The organism is Pseudomonas sp. EMN2, assembly GCF_009650555.1.
GTDB classification, from domain to species: Bacteria; Pseudomonadota; Gammaproteobacteria; order Pseudomonadales; family Pseudomonadaceae; genus Aquipseudomonas; species Aquipseudomonas sichuanensis.
In genome coordinates this window covers 1-20,173 of the sequence record NZ_VZZR01000086.1, presented here as the reverse complement: position 1 = coordinate 20,173, position 20,173 = coordinate 1, and the positions used below count along the sequence as shown (strand labels likewise).

Below are 20,173 nucleotides of genomic sequence, written 5' to 3'. Positions count from 1 at the left end.
CTCCAGTCACCTCCACTCGGCCTCCTGAAGTCGCAATTTGTGTTGCCTGGACTATCGCGCGCTTAGAAGCAAGATCAAAAGCAGATCAAGATCAAGATCAGCAAATTGCTATTGAACGGTGCGCACAGTGATAAATAATTGGCCCCTCACCGAAGATGCCAGCGAAAGGGCCGTGGAGAGAGAGGAAACTTACGGTGAAATAGGATCACTCGCCGGGAAGGTTTCATCCAACGCATTATCGACAGTGCTCTCCTTCGGCTGAGTCAGCTCGCCACACTTGCAGTCGGTCATACGACAGGGCTCTCCATTGCGATGGCCCGTCGCACAGGCCTCGCAACAATAGGCCTTGCCATCCTCGACCACGGCATTGGCATCCACGGTGCAGGAACAGTGGTTGCAGGAACAACGTTTCTCGTTCATCAGGGGTACTCTCCTGTCGTCATCGGACACCACGGTGTCGTTGATCTCAATTTGCGGTCCTGGGTCATCGGATGGGGGCCTGACCGTTCTCCGTCTGTGGGCTTCATTCGGTCGACTCTCCCCAGTGGCAATTGATTCAGAGTTTCTGCAAGCCCCCACCCCTCGCTTTTTTTGAACTCCACACACTGCCACCGCCTCCCAATCTTGAGACCCGCGAACCATCCCGGAGCCCGTCATGGCCAAGCCCCTGCAGGAGTACCAGCGCAAGCGCGACTTCGACGCTACGCCCGAGCCGGCGGGCCGACGCGCCAGCCACCGCTCGGCCCACGCACTGCAGTACTGCATCCAGAAGCACGACGCCAGCCACCTGCACTACGACTTCCGTCTGGAACTCGACGGTACCCTCAAAAGCTGGGCAATCCCCAAGGGGCCCTCCCTCGACCCCAAGGTTCGGCGCCTGGCAGTGCATGTGGAGGATCACCCGCTGGATTACGCCGATTTCGAAGGGCGCATCCCCGAAGGGCACTACGGCGCAGGCGACGTGATTGTCTGGGACCGGGGTGTCTGGGAGCCTGAAGGCGACCCGCGTGAAGCCTATGCCAAGGGCAAGCTGCGCTTTCGCCTGCAGGGCGAAAAGCTGTCGGGGGTGTGGAGTCTGTTTCGCACCCACCTGGCCGGCAAGAAAGAGCAGTGGATGCTGGTCAAGTCCCACGACAGGCAGGCCCGCAGCGAAACCGACTACAGCATCGTCGAAGCCCTGCCAGACAGCGTGCTGAGCGAGCGCACCCTGCCGCCGCGGCGCCCTGCCAAGGCGACCACCTCCACACGCAAGCCCAAGGCCGGGAGCAAAGCCTTGCCCAAGGTGCTGCAGCCGCAACTGGCTACCTTGGTCGATTCCCCACCCAGCGGCGACTGGCGCTACGAAGTCAAGTTCGATGGTTACCGGACTCTGGCCCGCATCGACGGCAACGACGTACGCCTGTTCACCCGCAATGGCCACGACTGGAGTGCCAAGATGCCCCGCCAAATCGAGGCACTCAAGGCGCTGGGGCTCGACGCAGCATGGCTGGACGGCGAGATGGTGGTGGCCGACGACAACGGTGTGGCCGACTTCCAGGCCCTGCAGAACGCATTCGACACCGAGCACGACGAACGCATCACCTATTACCTGTTCGACTTGCCATGGCTGGGCGGCGAGGACCTGCGCGAGCTGCCGCTGCAGGCGCGTCGCGACACTCTGGCCAAGCTGCTGGAAGACAACGCTTCGCCGCTGCTGAGGTTTTCCGCCGACTTCACGGAGCCAGTCGACTCGCTGCTCGACAGCGCCTGCCGTCTGGAGCTCGAGGGGTTGATAGGCAAACGTGCCGACAGCCCTTATGTGGGCCGACGCAGCAGCGACTGGATCAAGCTCAAGTGCAAGCAGCGCCAGGAGTTCGTGATCGTCGGCTACACCGACCCCAAGGGCAGCCGCCACGGCTTCGGCGCCCTGCTGCTGGCCCTGCACGACCATGACAGCGGCCAGTTGCGCTACGCCGGCAAGGTCGGCACCGGCTTCAGCGCCACCACTCTGGACAGCATCCTCGCCCGCCTAAAGCCGTTGCAAGCCGCCAAGCCGCCCTTGCCCAACCCTCCCACCGGCGCAGAAGCCCGCGGCGTGCATTGGCTCAGGCCACAGCTGCTGGCAGAAGTGGCCTATGCCCAGATGACCCGCGAAGGCATCGTGCGCCACTCGGTGTTCCACGGCCTGCGCGACGACAAACCCGCCACCGCCATCGACCTGGAGCAGGCCATGCCCGCCAAGCGCGCAGCACAGACAAAACCCGAAGCCCTGGGCAGCCTGCGCCTGACCCACCCCGACCGCGTGGTCGACGCCACCACAGGTGCCACCAAGCGCCAGGTCGCGCAGTACTACGCTCAGGTCGCCGATTGGCTGCTGCCACAGCTCAAGGATCGGCCAGTAGCCCTGGTTCGGGCGCCGGATGGCCTGGGCGGCGAGCTGTTCTTCCAGAAAAACGCCGGTCAGTTGCATATCCCCCACGTGCTCAGCTACAGCAAGGCCCAGGCCGGCCAAGCGGCCATGGTATTCAACCGCGCCGACAGCCTGCTGGGCGCAGTACAGATGAACACACTCGAACTGCACACCTGGAATGCCACCACCAAGGACTTCCACAGGCCCGACCGCTTCGTCCTCGACCTGGACCCTGATCCAGCGCTGCCGTGGAAGTCCATGCTGGAGGCCACCCAGCTGACCCTCACCCTGCTCGACGAGCTGGGCCTGAAGGTGTTCCTCAAGACCAGTGGCGGCAAGGGCATGCACCTTGTCGTGCCGCTGACCCGGCGCGCGGGCTGGGACGAGGTGAAAGACTTCAGCCATGCCTTGGTCAAGCACATGGCCGGGCTGTTCCCCGATCGCCTCAGCGCTGTGTCCGGCCCGAAGAACCGGATTGGCCGGATCTTCATCGACTACCTGCGCAACGGCAAGGGTGCCACCACTGTCGCTGCCTACTCGCTACGGGCCCGCGAGGGCCTGCCGGTATCGGTGCCGATCTGGCGGGAAGAACTGGGCCAGCTCAAGGGCGCCAACCAATGGAACATCGGCAACCTGCAGGCACGGCTGGCCGAGGTGGACGATCCATGGGCCGAAATGGCCAGGACCCGCCAATCGATCACCCTACGCATGCGTAAGCAACTGGGGATTGCCTGATGGAATCGACCCCCTTCGATCAGCTGCTACACCGGCTCGCTACCCGTTCGCGTCCGCTCGAACTCGAGCCCTTGCTGCGGGAACTGCTGCAGACTCTGCAGCGTGAACACCACGACCTGCTCCCCTTGCCCGGCCAGGGGCGGACTCTTGACCGCTGGCGGGCCCTGGCGCGGGTCGCCGGTTGCGATCTCAGCCTGGCCAAACTCTATGAAGGCCATACCGACGCCCTGGCGATCCTTGCCGAATGCGGCGTCGCCCATCACGCCGGCGAAGGGATCTGGGGCGTGTGGGCTGCCGAGCCACCGGATGCCCGCACCCGCATCGTTGCCAGGGACGGTGATCGAGTTCGTCTGCGAGGCCGCAAAGCCTGGTGTTCGGGGGCGTTGCAGATCGACCGTGCGCTACTGACCGCCTGGCAAGACGACCAGCCTCAACTGGTGGCCATCGAGCGGCCCCATCCCAGCCAGCGCATCCAGGCCGACCACTGGCAAGCGTTTGGCATGGCCGCCACGACCAGTGTGACCATAGCGTTCGATGACTCTCCGGGGCAGGCCATCGGTGAGCCCGGCGAATACTTGTCCCGCCCAGGTTTCTGGCAGGGCGGCGCGGGCATCGCGGCCTGCTGGTATGGCGCGGCCGAAGCCCTGGCGGACTACCTGCGCGAACACTGCCGCACACCCCGGCCCGACCCACACGCCGATGCCCATCTGGGCGCGGTCGATGCTGCCTTGTTCGGGGCACGCGCCGCCCTTCGAGAATGCGCCGCCTGGATCGACCGGCACCCTAGCCAGGATGCCAGTTTCGAGGTGCGCCGGACCCGCGCCCAGGTCGAACAGGCGGTCGAGCTTGTCATCCAGCATGTCGGTCGGGCACTGGGCGCCACGCCATTCTGCCGCAGCAGCCATTTTGCCCGGCTCAGCACCGACCTGCCGGTATACCTACGCCAAAGTCACGCTGAGCGCGACTTGGCCGAGCTGGGCCGACAACTGACCGGCATGCCAGCAGGAACATGGCAACTATGAGCCAGAACCTGATACAGGCCGCCACCGGCACACCATGGAGCGTCTGGCAACAGTCCGCGCACCTTGCCCGGGCCACCTGGCTGACACCTGCGCAGCTGTGCCCGCCCGGCAGACGGTTGGTGCTGCTGGCGCCGCACCCGGACGATGAGATCCTCATGGCCGGTGGCCTGTTAGCCTGCTTTCACGGCCGGGAACAGGACCTGGTGCTGATTTCCGCCACCAACGGCGAGGCCAGCCATCCGCATTCCAGCCAATGGACCGAACACCGCCTGCGCCACCAGCGCCCCTTGGAAAGCCGCCATGCCCTGCGACGGCTGGACTTGGACCTCAACCACGTCGATTGGCGCCGGCTTAACCTCAAGGACGGCGCCCTGACCCGCGATGAGGCCTTCCTGGTCACGCACCTGGAACAGTTGCTGCAACCCGACGACCTGGTACTGACCACTTGGCGCGGCGATGGGCACTGTGATCATGAAGCGGCCGGCCGCGCCTGCGCCAGGGCGGCCCAGTCACGCCGCGCGCAGCTGGCCGAGGTGCCGGTGTGGGCCTGGCACTGGGCCGCGCCCGACGACCCGCGCCTGCCCTGGGCCCATGCACATCGCCTGCCGCTCGACGAGTCGCGTCTGGCGCGCAAGCGCGAAGCCTTGGCCGCCCATGCCAGCCAGTTGCAACCCGATGGCGATCATCCCCCGGTACTGCCCGAACAGTTGCAAACCTGCCTGCTGCAACCCTTCGAGCTGGTATTCCTGTCAATGGAGTCGCCATGAGTCTCAATGCGCAGTACTTCGCCGACCTTTATGCCGGCAACGATGACCCTTGGGCCTTTCGTACCCGCTGGTACGAACGACGCAAGCGCGACCTGGCCTTGGCCTGCCTGCCGCGACAATGCTACGGACGCGTGTTTGAGCCGGGCTGCGCCAACGGCGAACTGAGCGTCCTGCTGGCCGGGCGCTGCGCCGAGCTGCTGTGTCAGGACATCGACGCCACCGCCGTAGCCCTGGCCCGCGAGCGGCTGGCGGGCGTGAGCCATGCCCGCGTCGAACAGGGCCTCCTGCCGGGCGACTGGCCGGGTGGGCAGTTCGACCTGATCGTGCTCAGCGAGATCGGCTACTACCTGGACCCCACCGACTGGCTACAGGTGATCGAGCAATCGGTGGCCAGCCTGAACCATGACGGCGGCCTGCTGGCCTGCCACTGGCACCATCCCATCGCCGGTTGCCCGCAGCAGGGCCGCGAGGTCCATGCCCTGCTGGCCTTACACCTGCCGCTGTATCCACTGCTGCGCCACGAGGAGGCGGATTTCCTGCTTGAGTACTGGTCATGCCAGCCCAGCGTCGTGGACCTGGACGAGACCTGCCCATGATCGCCGTCATCATTCCGGCCCACAACGAGGCCCGCCGCCTCGGGCACTGCCTGGCCGCCGTCAAGCTGGCCGTGGCGCAGGCCGAGGCGGTGGGCCTGGTGGTCGAGGTGCTGGTGGTGCTCGATCGCTGCGTCGATGCCAGTGCGCGCATTGCTCAACGCCATGGCGTGCATGTTCTGGAGCTGGAGGCCGGCAACGTCGGCTTCGCCCGGCGCCTGGGCGCGGCCTGGATGATCGAGCGTGGCGCCCAGTGGCTGGCCTTCACCGACGCCGACAGCCGCGTGCCCGGACACTGGCTGGTATCGCAACTGCAATGGCACGCCGACGCGGTCTGCGGCACGGTCCACATCGAGCGCTGGCAACCCTGGCAGGGCGCCGCCCTGCGCCAGTTGTACCGTAGCCAGTACCAGGCCCGGGACGGGCACCGGCATATCCACGGCGCCAATCTGGGCGTGTGCACCACTGCCTATGAGCGCGTCGGCGGCTTCCAGCCATTGCCGGCCCACGAAGATGTGCAACTGGTGCTGGCCCTCGAGGCCAGTGGTGCGCAGATCGTCTGGACCGCAGCACATAGCGTGGCTACCAGCAGTCGACGGGACAGCCGAGCGCACCAGGGCTTCGGGGATTATCTACAGGAGCTGGAGGGGCAACTACCGTAGCTCAAGATGCCTTGCTTGATCGCTTGGGTGCCGGTTTCTTCGCCTTGGTCTTGCCGCCGAGGCTGCGCTTGAGCAGTTCGGTAAGGTCGATGATGTCCGCGCCCTTCTCCGCCGCCGCACCTTCGCCTTTGTCCACGGTCTCGATCTTGCCCTTGCTGGCCTTCTCCTCCACCAGGTCGAGGATGGTCTGGCGAAACGCATCGTGGTATTCGTCGGGGATCCATGGCCCGCTCATGTCTTGCACCAGCTTCCTGGCCATGTCCAGTTCGCGCTTCTCCAGCTTGCTGTCGGTCACGCTCTTGTCCAGTTCCAGCGATTCCAGGCCACGCACCTCCTCGGGCCAACGCAGGGTGATCATCACCAGCGCATCCTCCATGGGGCGCAGCAGCGTCAGGTGCTGGCGTGTGTGCAGCACCACGGTGGCGAGGGCGACTTTACCGGTGCTTTCCAGTGTTTCGCGCAGTAAGGCGTAGACCTTGCCGCCACCACGATCAGGGCTCAGGTAGTAAGGGGTATCGAACTGTTGCAGCGGGATCTCTCCGGCATCGACGAACGAGAAGATGTCGATGGTCTGGGTAGCCTCGGGCCTGGCCTTGCGAATCTCCTCCTCGCTGATCACCACATAGCGGCCCTTCTCGTACTCCACGCCCTTGACGATGTTCTCTTTGTCGATTTCCTTGCCAGTGATCTTGTTCACCCTCTTGTAGCCAACCGGCTCCATGCTGCGCTTGTCCAACCAGTCGAAATCCACGCGTTCGGTACGCACGGCAGTATTGAGGGAGACGGGGATATGCACGAGGCCGAAGCTGATCGCGCCTTTCCAGATTGCCCGGGCCATGGTCGACTCCTACGCAGCGAAGGGTTGGCCGGGCTGGCTGTAGCGTAGTGCGCCACAGCGTTGGCAACACTGGCAGTGAAGCCCGGCGACTTCACACACCAGCAGGCTGCGCCACTGGCAGCCACGCAGCAAGCAGACGAGTTTCATCAGCCACCTCCCTGTACCCGGGATATCCAGGCCCTTACTGAAACTGACTGCGCGGCGCCGCGAAGGTTTATCCGGATTACTCAGGGCAACAGGTTCTCGTTTTTGTGAAGACTGAATTCAACGAGTCCTCTCCCCCCCCAATGAAAAAGGCCGTGGCGCAGTTCAAGAAAGTGGCCACATCCTCCGACAAGCCTGAGCTGAAAAACCTTCGCCAGCGATAAGTTGCCAACGCTGAGGCACCATCTTGAACTGACCAAGGCACTGCAAGCTACCCACGGCAACTAACCTGCACTCACCGAGCAATGGCAGGGCTTGACTCTACCGTTAGGGGCAGACTTTACCCTTGGCGCTTCATTACCTGGAGCTCGTCATGAAGAGCAAACGCATGCTCGTAATCCTCGGCCACCCTTCGAACGCCAGCTTTTGCGGCGCCGTGACCGAACGCTACGTCGAGGCCGCCACGCAAGCAGGCCATGAGGTGCGTCTGCTGCGTCTGAGCACCCTGGATTTCGATCCGGTCTTGCACGCTGGCTATAACCAGATCCAGTTGCTTGAGCCAGACTTGATCGACGCACAGAACGACATTACCTGGGCCGAACACCTGACATTGGTGTACCCGATCTGGTGGGGCGGCATTCCGGCGTTGCTCAAGGGGTTCTTCGACCGCGTGTTTCTGCCCGGTTTTGCCTTCAAGTACCGCAAGGGCTCGCCCTTCCCGGACAAGCTGCTCAAAGGCCGCACGGCTCACCTTCTGGTGACCATGGATACGCCGCCGTGGTACTACCGCTGGGTGTATCGCATGCCGGGCCTGCACCAGATGCGCAAGACCACCCTGGAGTTCTGCGGCATAAAACCCCTGAAGACCCTGACCTTCGGTCCGGTATTAGGCTCCAAACCGGAACAGCGTGAAGCCTGGCTCAAACAAGTCCAGGCAGTCGCCAGCCGCTGATCGGCCAAGTCTCCCTCTTGTGACACCTTGTCCAACCCGGCTTCCTGCCCCCTGACGCTTGTGCAAAGATGTCGCGCGCTTCTGATGCGTCAAAAAAGGGATTTTCATGTACATCGGCAAAGCCGCCCAGCTGTCGGGCACCACCGTCAAAAGCATTCGACATTACGAAGAAATCGGCCTGTTGCCACCCCCGCAACGCGAAGGCAAATACCGCATCTACAACCAGCAAAGCGTCGAGTTGCTGACCTTCATCAAATGCGCTCAGCAACTCGGCTTCAAGCTCAAGGAAATGCAGGCCATTCTGCAGGGTCATCGCGGCCAGAAGCTGCCCTGGGGGCTGGCCATGCTGGCCATCGATAACAAAAAACAGCAATTGATGGGGCAGATCCAGGCCTTGCAGCAAGTGCATGATGGCCTGGTTGAGTTTGAGCTGAGCCTCAAGGATGCTCAGATGCAATGTCAGTTCGAGCACCTGGAAAAAGCCCGGTGAATCCGCACCGCCGCCCTGAACGGCCGTCAGGATGGCCTCGTCGATCTCGATCCATTCCTCAAGCGGGCAGCACAACGCCGCGCGCTTCGAAATATCGGCTTAATGTAGATGCATCCCCCTCAGGATCAGCCAGCGCGACATAGGTATCAGGCCGCAACAGATAAGCAGCATTTCTGGCAAGGCCGGCTTTCTCGTACGCCGGCTGCCAGGCGAAAACATGCAGTGCAATGCCGTGCTGCGCGCACCATTGGGCCAGGCCTGCCTTGGCCTCACCGTAAACATGCACTTGCCACTCGATGGCTGCCAGTGAATCGTGGTTGTCCGCAGTGCCCCCAGGCAGCCAAGGCAGGCGATCACCACCCTGAACCTCGCCTGCCTTGCCTTGGCTCAGCGGGCTGTCGCGGTAATCCAGGGTGGTTTGCGAAACCACTCGGAACAAGTACTCACGCACGCTCGCGCGCTTGTACGCAACGCTGGCGAACATCGGTGCGATGCGCGTGCGCACAAAGTCTGCGAACCCGCCCTGGGCGGTGACAAAGGTGAACAGCTTGTCCGTGGTCTCCACCAGCGTGCGGGCAAATGCCTGGCGTTCGATCTGGTAGCTGTCGAGCAATGTGTCGGGCGCCTTGCCTTTGACCACCGCGGCCAACTTCCACGCCAGGTTGATCGCGTCCAGAATACCGGTGTTCATGCCCTGCCCGCCTGCCGGGCTGTGGACATGCGCGGCATCGCCGAGCAAAAACGCTCTGCCACGGCGGAAATGGTCCGTGACTCGATGATGAACCCGGTAAGTGGAAAACCAGTTCACCTCGCTGATCTTGAGGTTCAAGCCGTTGATGGCATCGTGGCCTACGTCCGCGAATGTCAGATGCTCGGGATGCTCGGCACGCTCGTCGCGCACGGTGCCAATCAGGCGGTATCGGTCCTTTTCGCCATAGCACAGCAGCAGCACGAAGTCGGACTTGTCAAAAGCGACGTGCGCCTCACCCGCAGGCTCGATGCCCGTTACCCTGACATCCGCGACATAGAAAAGGTGTTTATAGGTGCCGCCCTCGAAACCGCTGCCGATCTGATGTCGAACGAGCGACCGAGCGCCATCGCAGCCTGCCAGGTAAGCCGCAGTCACAGCCCCTTCCTGCCCATCGGCTAGTTTCAGCATGGCAGTGACCTGGCTTTCACCCTCTTCGAAGGCCAGCAGTTCGGTCTGCCATTGCACGTCTACGCCGAGGGAATGCAGTTTCTGCACCAGCAGGCGCTCATGGTGATCCTGGGGATAGATCAACACGAAGGGGTATGCACAAACCTCTCTGCCGGCATCGACCAAGGGGATGCGCGCTCTGCGGCTGCCTCGGGCCCACATGTTCATGGCCGGTGTTTTATAGCCGGCATCGATCACTGCCTCGGCTATATCGAGCTGACGATACAGCTCCAGCGTGCGGGCTTGAACAGCCATGGCACGAGACGCTTCGCCGGGCCCACTGTTCTTGTCGACGATCCTTACGCCGACGCCTTGCCTGGTGAGCCAAAGAGCAAGCACCAGCCCCGTCGGGCCAGCCCCAACAATGAGAACGTCGGTTTGCGCCGCCATGATCTCACCTCGAAAATGAATGACCACAGCATCATGAATGTTCCCGAGCGCGGCGAAAGTCCATCCGTAATTTTCTATTGATACCCCGAACACCTCTCGGTATTGTCCTTCCTCCCTCCTTTGCGGCTACCTCTGCCGTGCACCGCCCAGGCGTTGACTCGCGAAGCGGTCATACAGGTTGCCGACACTTATACGGTCGCTATCGATAAGCGCACCTCATTTCCGCTATCAAGTGTTAAGGATGATTCCATGATCATTCGTCAGGCTATCCAAGCCGACCATCCACAACTGCTCAACATCTGGCTGCGTTCTGTTCGCGCCACTCATCACTTCCTGCAAGCGTCCGATATCGAGGCATTGCTGCCCCAGCTTCGCGATGTCTACCTACCTGCTGTTGAATTATGGATTGCGGTAGGTGCCGAGGACTGCCCACTGGGCTTTATCGGGCTCAATCAAAACCATGTGGAGATGCTCTTCATCGAGCCCGCTCTGCGAGGCAAAGGTATTGGCCGCGCGCTGCTGGAGCATGCCCGCAGTTCGCGCAACCAGCTGAGTGTTGACGTGAATGAGCAGAACCCCGAAGCGGTAGGGTTCTATTTGCATTACGGGTTTGTTCAAACAGGCCGTTCCCCGCTGGATGGCGAGGGGCGCCCGTTCCCTTTGCTACACCTGAGCCTGCCCGGCTAGGGCTTCAATCGTAAGTCGCTTCCAAGGCTTGGGGTATTGGCGATAACGGCTCGCCAATACCCCTCGATCAGCTGCTCGGTTGCAAAAACAACCGGCGCCTGCGATCAAAATCCGACCGTGGCCGAAACCAGATACGTCCGTGGCGTCGACAAGCTCAACCCCGGCTCGCTGTCATCGGACGCCCCCGCCGAAATCCAGTACTGGTCATCCAGCACGTTCTCGACACTGGCGTGCAGGGTGACGTCCTTGTCCGAGACCTTGAAGGCATAACGCGCACCCAGGTCGAAGCGTTCCCAGCCATCGATCTGCTTGCTGTTGGCCTGGTCCAGGTACTGCGAGCTGGAATGAATGCCCCGCGTGGTCAGGGTCAGCCCCGGCACCTTCGGCACATCCCACTCAGCGCCCAGGCTGACGTTGTATTCGGGCGTGGCCGGGGCGCGGTTGCCGTCGGCAATGCCGCCCACGGTGCCGGTCAGCTCGCTGTCGATGAACATCACCCCACCGAGCAGACGCACGCCTTTCAGTGGCTCGCCGAACACATTCAGCTCGATACCCTTGTTCTCACGCTTGCCGTTGGGGCCGAACACCCGCGTGGCGGCATTGGTTTCGTAGGCTGGCTGCTTGATGCGAAAGGCGCTGGCGGTCAGCCCGAAAGTGCCCAGGTCGTACTTGGCGCCCACCTCGACCTGGCGGCTGACGAAGGGCGCGAAGATCTGGTCGGAGTTGATCGAGGTCGACGGCGCGATCTTGCCCTGGCTCAGGCCTTCCATGTAGCTGGCGTACAGCGAGAACTGCTCGCTGACCTTGAACACCACGCCACCCGAGGGCGAGACCTTTTCCTCGTCGTAGGCGGTGGCGCCTTTGACGTCATTGCTCCAGTCGTCGACCTTGACCCGTTGCCAGCGTGCGCCCAGCGTCAGCAACACGCGATCGTCGAAAAAGCCCAGGGTATCGGCCAGCGCCACGCCGGTGAAACGGTTCTCGGTGTACACCTCGGCATCCTGGCGCGTCGGCTTGCCGGGCGTGGGGGTGACTACCGGGTTGTACAGGTTGCTGGGCGCTGCCGCGTAGCGCGCCCCACCGTTGGTGAAGTCCATGTAGAAGTAACTCGCCGACAGGTTCAGCTCGTGGCTGACCGGGCCGGTGCTGAACCAGTTGCGCAGCCCGGCCATGGCCGTGCGCACCGATTCGTCGCGGGTAAAGTCCCGGGGCAAGACACTGAAGTCGCCGGCATCGTTGCTGACCGGCACGTTGTGGCGTAGAAAATCATGGTTGCTCTCACGGGCACCGAACGCGGCATAAGCCATCAGCGAATCGCTCAGGTCGTACTCGGCGTTCACCGCGCCAAAGGTGTCCTCGGTGCGAGCCTTGCTCCAGGCCTGGGCATAGTTGCGGTGCACATCCTTGGCGTCTGGCACCTTGGCATTGGCGCCGATCAGCACCCGCTCCTGAGGGGCATCGGTGTCGCGCTGGGTGTGGCCGATATCAGTGGACAGGCGCAGCCGCTCGCCGCGAAAGTCCAGGCCCAGCACGGCCATTTCGCGGTTGACGCTCTGGTGATCCCAGGTGGTGTCGCCGGCCTGCTTCACCGCGTTGAAGCGCAGGCCGAACTGCTCGCCCTCGCCAAAGCGCCGGCTGATATCCACGGCGCCGCCCACCTGGCTGTCGGAGGCGTAGCTACCGGTGAACTCGGTCAGCGGCTTGTCGCCCGCGCGCTTGGGCACCACGTTGATACCGCCACCCACGCTACCCCGCGGCGAGATGCCGTTGATCAGCTGACTCGGCCCTTTGAGGATATCGACGCGGTCGGCCATTTCCATGTCGATGGAATAGGTCGGCAACACGCCATAAAGCCCGTTATAGGACACATCGCTGTTGAACAGGCTCAGGCCACGGATGGTGAACTGCTCGAAGCGTCCGCCTGCCGGGTTGGTGGCGCGCACCGAAGGGTCGCTGGCAACCAGGTCGTTAAGGGTTCGCGCCTGCAGGTTCTTCACCGTCTGGCTGGTGTAGGTGGTCATGCTGAACGGCGCTTCCATGAAGTCACGCGAGCCAAGCAGGCCCTGCGCGCCACGGCGAGCGACCTGGCCACCGGCATACGGCTCGCCATCGTCACCCAGGTGCCCACTGTTGATGGTGGTTGGCGCAATCTCCAGGGCGCTGGAATCCTGGCTCACCGGCACCAGGATGTAGGCATCGGCGCCTGCCTGCTGCAGGCGCAAACCGCTGCCCTGCAGCAGACGGGCAAAGCCTTCCTCGACACTGTAGGTGCCCGACAGGCCGGCACTGTCGCGCCCATCCACCAAGGCAGGGCTCACCGACAGGTTGACGCCCGACTGCGTGGCGAAACGCGTCAACGCGGCGCCCAGGCTACCGGCCGCGACTTCATAGCTGCGCCGGGCGACGTCATCGGCCCAACTGACAGGGGTGAAAAACGTGCTGGCGCTCAGGCTCAGCACCAGGCCCACACGTTGCAAAGACTGACGGCCTGGACGGCAAGGCATTACTACGGACATTGGGGCAAGCTCTCGTTTTCAGTTCACTTGCCTTCAATGACCGGTGAGGCGAAAAAAAGGGACATGGGTTATACAACGTTTTTTCGCGGCACCAGGGTGACCCAATATCGCGTGCGCGAATGCACCTCCAGCGGCAGGCTCGCCGCCAGCAGCGACAGCACACGGTCGGTGTCGTCGAGGCGGAAACTGCCCATTACCCGCAGGTTTTCCAGCACCGGCTCCCAACGCAACAACCCCGGGCGGAAGCGCCGCAGTTCGCGCAGGAAATCGCCCAGCGCTTGGTTCTGGGCAATCAGAACGCCCTCTCGCCACCCCGGCAGCGAAGCATCGAAGCGCTCGACCTGGCCTGCGCCGCCAACCTTCAAACGGACCTGCTCACCCTCGCGCAAGAGCAGCGCTGGGCCGTGCAAGGGTTGCAGCTGCACCGCCCCGCCGGCCACTGCGATCTGGCAGTCACTGTCATTGAGCCGCACACAAACTTCACTGCGGCTGACAAGCACCCGACCGTAAGGCAGGTGCAGGGTCAGCCCTGCGCTGCCAGTCACCTTGAGCGCCATCTCGCCACGCACCAAGGTCAGCTCACGCTTGCCCAAATCGACATTGACCGCGCTGTCGGTGTTCAGCTGCAGCAGGCTGCCGTCGGCCAGTTGTAGCTTTTTCTGCTCGCCGATGGCGGTGTGCACATCGGCCATCCACATTTGCACCGGCAACTGCCGCCCGATCAGCCAGGTAGCCGGCAACAGTGCGGCAATGCCCAATGCGCGCTTGATGGCCGTGCGCCGCGCCAGATCCGGACGATCCAGCGAGGCCATCGCCAAGGCTGGCGGCAGCCCGGAAAAGCGCTGGCGCAGCAGCTGCGCCTTCTGCCAGGTGGATTCATGGCTGATGTTGCTGTTGCGCCAGTGTTCAAGGCGGGCATGGTCTTCTTCAGTGGCCGTGCCCGACTCCAGCAACGCCAGCCACCGAGCCGCCGCGCGAGCCACCTCGAGTGCCTCGCCGCTGGGCACCGCACGCATCACAGGTCCACCAGCAGGCAATGCTCGTAGGCCTGCGCCATGTAGCGTTTGACCGTGCGCTCCGACACCTCCAGGCGCTCGGCGATCTCGCGGTAGCCCAGGCCGTGCAACTGGCTCCAGAGAAAAGCCCGGCGTACCAGACGCGGCAACCCGTCCAGCAGCTCGTCCAGTGCCTGAAGCGTTTCCAACAGCAGCCAGCGCTGCTCTGGCGACGGCACGCAAGCCTCCGGCAGCTGTGCCAACGCCTCCAGATAGGCCTGTTCCAGGCTGCGACGGCTGTAGAAATTGCTCAACAGGCGCTTGCCCACGGTCAGCAGGTAGGCGCGTGGCTCACGCAACTCGTCGAGCTTCTGGGCGCTGGACAGGACCCGCAGGAAGGTGTCCTGGCTCAGGTCGGCCGCATCCCAGCTATTGCCGACACGGCGGCGCAACCAGTTCTCCAGCCAACTGCGATGGTCGCGATACAGGGCACTCAGGCGGTGATCGGGTGGCGTAGCGGCTTCAGCCATATAGTGAGGCTCTGCACATCAGTGAATGCGATTGATTCTATTTAATAACAAAGTCCCATTCCAGATCTTTATCCGAGTACAGGTCGAGCCACGCGCTACACCGGTAACTCGGTCGTCAGCTTGACCTTCTCCATGGGCACTTCCGTCTTGACGTTCTGTACCACATCCAGGCTGGTCAGATGGGCAACCTGGAAACGCCGGTAGGCTTCCAGATCCGCCGCCACCACCCGCAGCAACAGGTCGCAGTCGCCCGCCATCACATGGCACTCCACCACCTCGGGGAGCCGGCGCACCGCGTTGATGAAGATGTCGGTGGTTTCCTGGTCCTGGCGTTTGAGCCACACCCGCACGAACAGGGTAAGGCCCAATGCCACCTTGGCCGGGTCCACCAGCGCCACGTAGCGCTCGATGACCCCCGCGTCCTCCAGCAGCCGCACCCGCCGCAGGCACGGCGACGGCGACAACCCTACTTGCTTGGCCAGTTCCTGGTTCTGCAGGCGCCCGTCCCGCTGCAGGGCACGCAGGATGCGGCGGTCGATGGCATCAAGCTTGATTGGCATTGAAAACCTCAAATCGAGTCTTGTTGGTAGCAGATGCCAAATCCTCTGCGAGCCTTTGCAACTACGCAAGCCTATTTCAACAGTACATTGAAATAATTTGCCTCCACTGGAGGTGACCATGAATACCCTTGAACCCGCCCTGAACGATCCACCCACCACCGCCCCCGACAGCGAACTGCGTCGTGGCGCAGTGGCCGCCCTGCCGATGCTGTTGGGCTTCATCCCGTTCGCCCTGGTACTCGGTGCGCAGGCGTCGCAACACCAGCTCGCTGCGGGTGAGGTTGCGTTGATGACCGGCCTGAATTTCGGTGGTGGTTCGGAGTTCGCCGCCATCGAACTGTGGACCTCGCCACCGGCGATTCTGGTAATCGTCGCCATGACCTTGCTGGTCAACAGCCGTCACCTGCTGATGGGCGCTACCCTGGCGCCCTACCTGCGCCACCTGCCCCTCAGGCAAGCGCTTGGCGCACTATTTTTCATGTGTGACGAGAGCTGGGCCATGGGCTTGGCCGATGCCCGTCGGCGCAATGGCTTCAGCCTGCGCTACTACATGGGCGTGTCGTTGTGCCTGTGGGCCACCTGGGTAATCTTCACCACCCTGGGGGCGCTGGTCGGGCCGATGCTGGGCGACCTGCGCAGCTATGGCTTCGACATGGCCTTCGCCGCCGTTTTCCTGGTACTGCTCAAGGGTATGTGGAAAGGTGTGCACGCCGCCCTCCCCTGGCTGTTCAGCCTGGTGACCGCCGCGCTGTTCCACCTGTTGATCCCCGGCGGCTGGTACGTCCTTGCGGGCACCGTGGCAGGCCTGGTCAGCGCCTACCTGTGGGCCAAGCCATGATCGACATCACCACCCTGGCCACGATCCTCGGCATGGCCCTGGTCACTTACCTGACCCGCGCACTGGGCTTTTTGCTGTTGCGCAATCGCGTCATGGGGCCGCAGCTCAGCCAAGTGCTCAGCGCCGCGCCTGGCTGTGTGCTGATCGCGGTGATCGCGCCCAAATTCGTCAGCGGTGACCCCGCCGACTCGATCGCACTGGCTCTGACCCTGCTTGCCGCCACCCGCTACTCCATCCTGCCGGTGGTGCTGTTCGCCATCGTCGTCACCGGTGCGTTGCGTGCAGTGCTGCATTGACGCCGGCAGCGCTAAGCCAACTGCGCCAGCGCCTCCTCCACCTTGATGACCATACGATTGCCGCGCGCAACAGGCAGACGCCACACCGCGATATCGACGCCCAAAGGTACCGCGCGGGCAATCGGCATGATCAGCTCGCCACTGTCGAGGTAGCGCTGCACCAGGCTCTGCCGCCCGATCAGCACACCTGCGCCCAGCAGCGCCTGCTGCACGGCGATGGAGTACAGCGAGAACCCCGGCCCCTGGGCCACGAATGGGGTGTCGGGCATCACCGCGCCAGCCCATGCCGCCCAGTCGCTCCAGCCCACATCGGCAATACAGCGCGTGTCACAGAGGTCTTCGGGGCGTTCGAGGGTGGCTGCCAGGGCCGGGACGCACACCGGCACCACCGCTTCACTGCACAGCACGCGTTGCCCGTGCCCAGGTTTGTCGGTGTAGAACAGGCACAGGTCATAAGGGCTGCGCTTGAGGTTGGGCGGCTCGTCCACCGCCGTGACCGAGATCTCGATGGGCGCCAGCAGCTCGGTCAGGAGCGGCAGGCGCGGGCCGATCCACAGCTGCGCCAGGGCCGGTGATGTGACGATATGCACCCGCTGCGGCGCAGCCAGCCGGCGCAGGGTGCGCGCGGCTTCTTCCACCGCATCGAAGGCCTCGGTGAACTGGGCCTTCACGCTTTCGCCCAGCGGTGTGAGCCTGACGCCTTTGGCGTGGCGTTCGAACAGCACGGCACCGTACTGGGCTTCGAGTGTCTTGACCAACGCGGCGATGGCACCCGGGCTGACTTTCAGCTCATCGGCCGCTCGGGCAAAGCCCCCCAGCCGGGCGGAAGCTTCGAAGGCGCGCAGTGCATTGAGCTGCAGGGTATGGCGGGTTGGCGCGTGCAACGGCATGGCGTGAGCCCTATATTTTTTAGGCCTAATATTCCATAAATCTGCCGTTGCCAGCAATTCTGGCGCGCATTAACGTGACCGCTACAGGCCTGCCAAAGCCCTATCGGCGCTGGCCTGCAGCGATCCCGGCCGCAGCTTGCCGGGCTATTTCAGAAGGCATTGCAATGCAACCATCCAACAGGGCCCAAGCGCTCACCCAGGGCGCCCGCGCAGTCCTGCCGCTGACCACCGGGATCGTGCCGTTCGGCCTGATCACCGGGGTCACCGCAATCAACATGGGGCTGTCGCCAAGCGAGGCCATGGGCATGACCCTGCTGTTCTACTCGGGCTCGGCGCAGATGGCCGTGCTGCAATTGATGCAGAACGGCGCCTTGCCCATCACCATGGTGGTCACCGCGCTGGTGATCAACCTGCGCTTTCTGATGTACAGCGCCTCGCTGGCGCCGCACTTCAGCGACTTGCCACGCCAGCGCCGCTGGTCGATGGCCTACCTGCTGTCGGATCAGTCCTTCGCCCTGTGCACCCTCAGGCTCAACACACGCGAGGGTCTGGGTGCATTCGCCTTCGAGTACTACCTCGGCACCGCCATGGTCATGTGGCTGGGTTGGAACCTCGCCGTGCTGGTGGGCGTGGCGGTGGGCTCCGGCATACCGCCAACCTGGTCGCTGGGGTTCGCCATCCCGCTGTCGTTCCTGGCACTGCTGGTGCCCGCCATCCGTAACCGGGCGATGCTCGGGGCGGCAACGGTGGGTGGGGTGCTGGCGGTACTGGCCATCGACATGCCCTACAACCTGGGGATGCTGGTGGCCGCGCTCGGCGGCATCCTGGCCGGGCTTGCGCTGGAGCAGGTCGGCATGGCTCAGACAGTTGAACAGCACGCCGACCAGGAGGCCTCATGAGTCAGGCATGGCAATGGATCACCTTCCTGCTGGCAGGCCTGGGCACCTTCGCCCTGCGCCTGTCATTCATCGAGTACTACCGCAGCCTGCGCATACCGCCGTGGTTCCGGCGGGCGCTGGCCTATGTGCCGGCGAGCGTGCTGGCGGCGCTGGTGCTGCCGGCGGTGGTGTATCAGGACCGGCATGCGGCGTTCGACTGGAGCAACCCACAGATCCCTGCGGCTGTACTGGCCGGCGTGGTGGCTTGGCGCACGCGCAGTACCCTGTTGACGCTGGGGGTTGGGATGGGGGTGTTGTGGGCGCTGAAGTATTGGGGGATGTGACAGGAGGCACTCCGTTTAGTCGATGAATACTGCCTCAAACAATCATTGACCACAGAGTGTTTATACCCGCCATGGGCATGTAGCCGCTTTGCCACATCCTTTCAAGAATGTTCCCTCCTGCGCGCGAGACACTTCCGGCTTCTTCCTGAATACCGCCTCGGTATGGTTTCCGTCCTGTATTTTCAGGTCGCCCGACCGAGGCCATTGCACTGCACCGCCCCCTCGTGGGAGCGGGCTTGCCCCGCGATGTGTAGCCGCAGCAGCACAGTGCTGCGTGCGGTTTAACTTGCCACCAGGCGACCTCCTTTCAAGGAGCGCCAAATGGCAACTACCCCCGACAAGGCCAGCCCTTCAGGCAAGGGCGTTGTACAAGTAGCGATCACGCCACTCGCCGAAATCCAGGCCGAGGACGTCGGCCGTGGCGCCGCCGTGTTCGACACCTGGCTACGTGAAGTCAGTGCGGGCCATGCCACCCTCGAGCGCCTCAAGGCCGTCGCCGGCCATGTGCCGGTGGCGGGCAACAGCATCGCTCTGATCGATGCACTGGGCGCTATCACGACCCTGGCCCGCAGCAAGGTACCCGACCCGCTGGACTGCGCCACCTTTGCCCTCGATCTGATCGGCCTGATCACCTCGCCTGCCGGTGAGGCACCGGCGCGCATGAGCTTGCGGCCGATGCTGCTGTTCGTGCGCCAGGAGAGTAAGCAGGTGCTCGACGATGCGTCGGTCGAACTGTTGGCCGGCCACCTCAACGCCGATATCGTCGGCAGCCTTGATAATTTCGTCAGCCAGGCCGCCGGCAAACTCAAGGGCATCCTGGCCGAGGCTGCCACGCTCGGCGAGCGGATCATCCTCGACATTGCCAGTGGCCTGACCACGCTGGCCGAAGGTACCGCCCCAAAATACGCCCGCCCGGCATCCGCCACGAGCAACGTGCTGATTCACAACCCGCTGGCCACGCTCGACAACTACCTGGCCGGCGCCTTCAGCGCCTACAAGCGTGCCGGCAAGGGCATGACCAGCGCCAACGTCAGCCCCACCCTCAGCGCCGCCGGCAAGACCGAGTTGCTGGCCCACAGCGCGCACCTGCGCACCCTGGCGCCATTGGTGCGCGGCATGATCCTCAAACTCGGCGATGCCGGCAGCCCCGGCTCCATCGAGGCCCTGAGTCAGATCCTGGCCAGCAGCGTCGAGCAGTGGCGCCAACGTAACCCCCAGGTGGTGGCGGCCAACGTCAAACCCGGCGGCACCAGCAAGGCCCGCCACCAGTTGGCCGAAGGCAAGGTCGAGACGCAAAAGGAGCAGATGCCTGCCTCCCAGGCCGCCAACCCGTGCAAGAACGGCGCCCCGGCCAACACCTGCAACAGCATCAACTTCGCCCTGGGCAGCGAGACCCTGCAGCACACCGATTTCAGCCTGCCCGGCCCGTTCCCGATCACCTGGACCCGCACCTACCACT

General features: G+C 63.5%; 22 protein-coding genes. 13 read left to right on the top strand and 9 right to left on the bottom strand.

Features of this window, described 5'->3' with window-relative positions; all coding sequences use genetic code 11:
- Nucleotides 1-189: 189 nt before the first annotated feature.
- Complete coding sequence (locus tag F6X61_RS22155; RefSeq protein WP_153788554.1) at nucleotides 190-420, bottom strand: metallothionein; 231 nt, start codon at nucleotides 418-420, stop codon at nucleotides 190-192.
- Nucleotides 421-655: 235 nt separating this feature from the next.
- On the opposite strand from F6X61_RS22155, the gene ligD reads away from it, so the two are divergent.
- From ligD to F6X61_RS22130, 5 genes are read left to right on the top strand one after another with little or no spacing between them, the layout of a single operon-like run.
- Nucleotides 656-3,124 (top strand): DNA ligase D, encoded by a 2,469-nt coding sequence (gene ligD, locus F6X61_RS22150; protein ID WP_153788553.1) that lies wholly within the window; start codon nucleotides 656-658, stop codon nucleotides 3,122-3,124.
- On the top strand, nucleotides 3,124-4,146 hold the full coding sequence (locus F6X61_RS22145; protein ID WP_153788552.1) for an acyl-CoA dehydrogenase family protein: 1,023 nt from the start codon (nucleotides 3,124-3,126) through the stop codon (nucleotides 4,144-4,146). Before ligD ends, F6X61_RS22145 begins: the two co-directional genes overlap by 1 nt.
- Nucleotides 4,143-4,913, top strand: coding sequence for a PIG-L deacetylase family protein (locus tag F6X61_RS22140; RefSeq protein ID WP_153788551.1), 771 nt, complete (start codon nucleotides 4,143-4,145; stop codon nucleotides 4,911-4,913). Before F6X61_RS22145 ends, F6X61_RS22140 begins: the two co-directional genes overlap by 4 nt.
- Entirely contained in the window at nucleotides 4,910-5,509 is a 600-nt protein-coding gene (locus F6X61_RS22135; RefSeq protein WP_153788550.1) for a bifunctional 2-polyprenyl-6-hydroxyphenol methylase/3-demethylubiquinol 3-O-methyltransferase UbiG, read from the top strand. Before F6X61_RS22140 ends, F6X61_RS22135 begins: the two co-directional genes overlap by 4 nt.
- Nucleotides 5,506-6,168, top strand: coding sequence for a glycosyltransferase (locus tag F6X61_RS22130; RefSeq protein ID WP_153788549.1), 663 nt, complete (start codon nucleotides 5,506-5,508; stop codon nucleotides 6,166-6,168). Before F6X61_RS22135 ends, F6X61_RS22130 begins: the two co-directional genes overlap by 4 nt.
- A 1-nt stretch (nucleotide 6,169) precedes the next feature.
- Here F6X61_RS22130 and F6X61_RS22125 read toward each other — a convergent pair whose 3' ends face one another.
- A complete protein-coding gene (locus tag F6X61_RS22125; RefSeq protein ID WP_153788548.1) occupies nucleotides 6,170-7,006 on the bottom strand; it encodes a Ku protein in 837 nt (278 codons plus the stop codon).
- Nucleotides 7,007-7,015: 9 nt separating this feature from the next.
- Nucleotides 7,016-7,153, bottom strand: a complete 138-nt coding sequence (locus F6X61_RS27040; RefSeq protein ID WP_178125871.1) for a PSPA7_2676 family Cys-rich small protein — start codon at nucleotides 7,151-7,153, stop codon at nucleotides 7,016-7,018.
- 370 nt (nucleotides 7,154-7,523) lie between these two features.
- Here F6X61_RS27040 and F6X61_RS22120 point away from each other — a divergent pair, with 370 nt between their 5' ends.
- Entirely contained in the window at nucleotides 7,524-8,102 is a 579-nt protein-coding gene (locus F6X61_RS22120; protein WP_153788547.1) for an NAD(P)H-dependent oxidoreductase, read from the top strand.
- Between the two features lie 106 nt (nucleotides 8,103-8,208).
- Nucleotides 8,209-8,592, top strand: a complete 384-nt coding sequence (locus F6X61_RS22115) for a MerR family transcriptional regulator (protein ID WP_153788546.1) — start codon at nucleotides 8,209-8,211, stop codon at nucleotides 8,590-8,592.
- A gap of 58 nt (nucleotides 8,593-8,650) precedes the next feature.
- Here F6X61_RS22115 and F6X61_RS22110 read toward each other — a convergent pair whose 3' ends face one another.
- Nucleotides 8,651-10,180, bottom strand: a complete 1,530-nt coding sequence (locus tag F6X61_RS22110) for an FAD-dependent oxidoreductase (RefSeq protein WP_153788545.1) — start codon at nucleotides 10,178-10,180, stop codon at nucleotides 8,651-8,653.
- A gap of 249 nt (nucleotides 10,181-10,429) precedes the next feature.
- On the opposite strand from F6X61_RS22110, the gene F6X61_RS22105 reads away from it, so the two are divergent.
- Complete coding sequence (locus F6X61_RS22105; RefSeq protein WP_153788544.1) at nucleotides 10,430-10,867, top strand: acetyltransferase; 438 nt, start codon at nucleotides 10,430-10,432, stop codon at nucleotides 10,865-10,867.
- A 104-nt stretch (nucleotides 10,868-10,971) separates the two neighbouring features.
- Here F6X61_RS22105 and F6X61_RS22100 read toward each other — a convergent pair whose 3' ends face one another.
- From F6X61_RS22100 to F6X61_RS22085, 4 genes are all read right to left on the bottom strand, one after another.
- A complete protein-coding gene (locus F6X61_RS22100) occupies nucleotides 10,972-13,383 on the bottom strand; it encodes a TonB-dependent receptor (protein ID WP_153788543.1) in 2,412 nt (803 codons plus the stop codon).
- A 68-nt stretch (nucleotides 13,384-13,451) separates the two neighbouring features.
- Nucleotides 13,452-14,399 (bottom strand): FecR domain-containing protein, encoded by a 948-nt coding sequence (locus tag F6X61_RS22095; RefSeq protein WP_153788542.1) that lies wholly within the window; start codon nucleotides 14,397-14,399, stop codon nucleotides 13,452-13,454.
- Nucleotides 14,399-14,908: a sigma-70 family RNA polymerase sigma factor gene (locus F6X61_RS22090; protein WP_153788541.1), complete on the bottom strand. Its 510-nt coding sequence runs from the start codon at nucleotides 14,906-14,908 to the stop codon at nucleotides 14,399-14,401. The genes F6X61_RS22095 and F6X61_RS22090 overlap by 1 nt, the downstream gene beginning before the upstream one ends.
- A 95-nt stretch (nucleotides 14,909-15,003) precedes the next feature.
- Nucleotides 15,004-15,468: an Lrp/AsnC family transcriptional regulator gene (locus F6X61_RS22085; protein ID WP_153788540.1), complete on the bottom strand. Its 465-nt coding sequence runs from the start codon at nucleotides 15,466-15,468 to the stop codon at nucleotides 15,004-15,006.
- Between the two features lie 118 nt (nucleotides 15,469-15,586).
- On the opposite strand from F6X61_RS22085, the gene F6X61_RS22080 reads away from it, so the two are divergent.
- A complete protein-coding gene (locus F6X61_RS22080; protein WP_153788539.1) occupies nucleotides 15,587-16,306 on the top strand; it encodes an AzlC family ABC transporter permease in 720 nt (239 codons plus the stop codon).
- The gene (locus F6X61_RS22075; RefSeq protein ID WP_153788538.1) at nucleotides 16,303-16,602 is read left to right on the top strand and encodes an AzlD family protein; all 300 of its coding nucleotides are present in this window, start codon (nucleotides 16,303-16,305) and stop codon (nucleotides 16,600-16,602) included. Before F6X61_RS22080 ends, F6X61_RS22075 begins: the two co-directional genes overlap by 4 nt.
- Nucleotides 16,603-16,613: 11 nt before the next feature.
- Here F6X61_RS22075 and F6X61_RS22070 read toward each other — a convergent pair whose 3' ends face one another.
- On the bottom strand, nucleotides 16,614-17,492 hold the full coding sequence (locus F6X61_RS22070) for a LysR family transcriptional regulator (RefSeq protein ID WP_153788537.1): 879 nt from the start codon (nucleotides 17,490-17,492) through the stop codon (nucleotides 16,614-16,616).
- A 164-nt stretch (nucleotides 17,493-17,656) separates the two neighbouring features.
- Between F6X61_RS22070 and F6X61_RS22065 the strand changes: the two genes are divergently transcribed.
- From F6X61_RS22065 to F6X61_RS22055, 3 genes are all read left to right on the top strand, one after another.
- Nucleotides 17,657-18,391: an AzlC family ABC transporter permease gene (locus tag F6X61_RS22065; protein ID WP_153788536.1), complete on the top strand. Its 735-nt coding sequence runs from the start codon at nucleotides 17,657-17,659 to the stop codon at nucleotides 18,389-18,391.
- Nucleotides 18,388-18,714, top strand: coding sequence for an AzlD domain-containing protein (locus tag F6X61_RS22060; RefSeq protein WP_153788535.1), 327 nt, complete (start codon nucleotides 18,388-18,390; stop codon nucleotides 18,712-18,714). The genes F6X61_RS22065 and F6X61_RS22060 overlap by 4 nt, the downstream gene beginning before the upstream one ends.
- A gap of 321 nt (nucleotides 18,715-19,035) precedes the next feature.
- Nucleotides 19,036-20,173, top strand: a 1,138-nt coding sequence (locus F6X61_RS22055) for a DUF6531 domain-containing protein (protein WP_256671403.1), incomplete at its 3' end; no start/stop codon positions are given.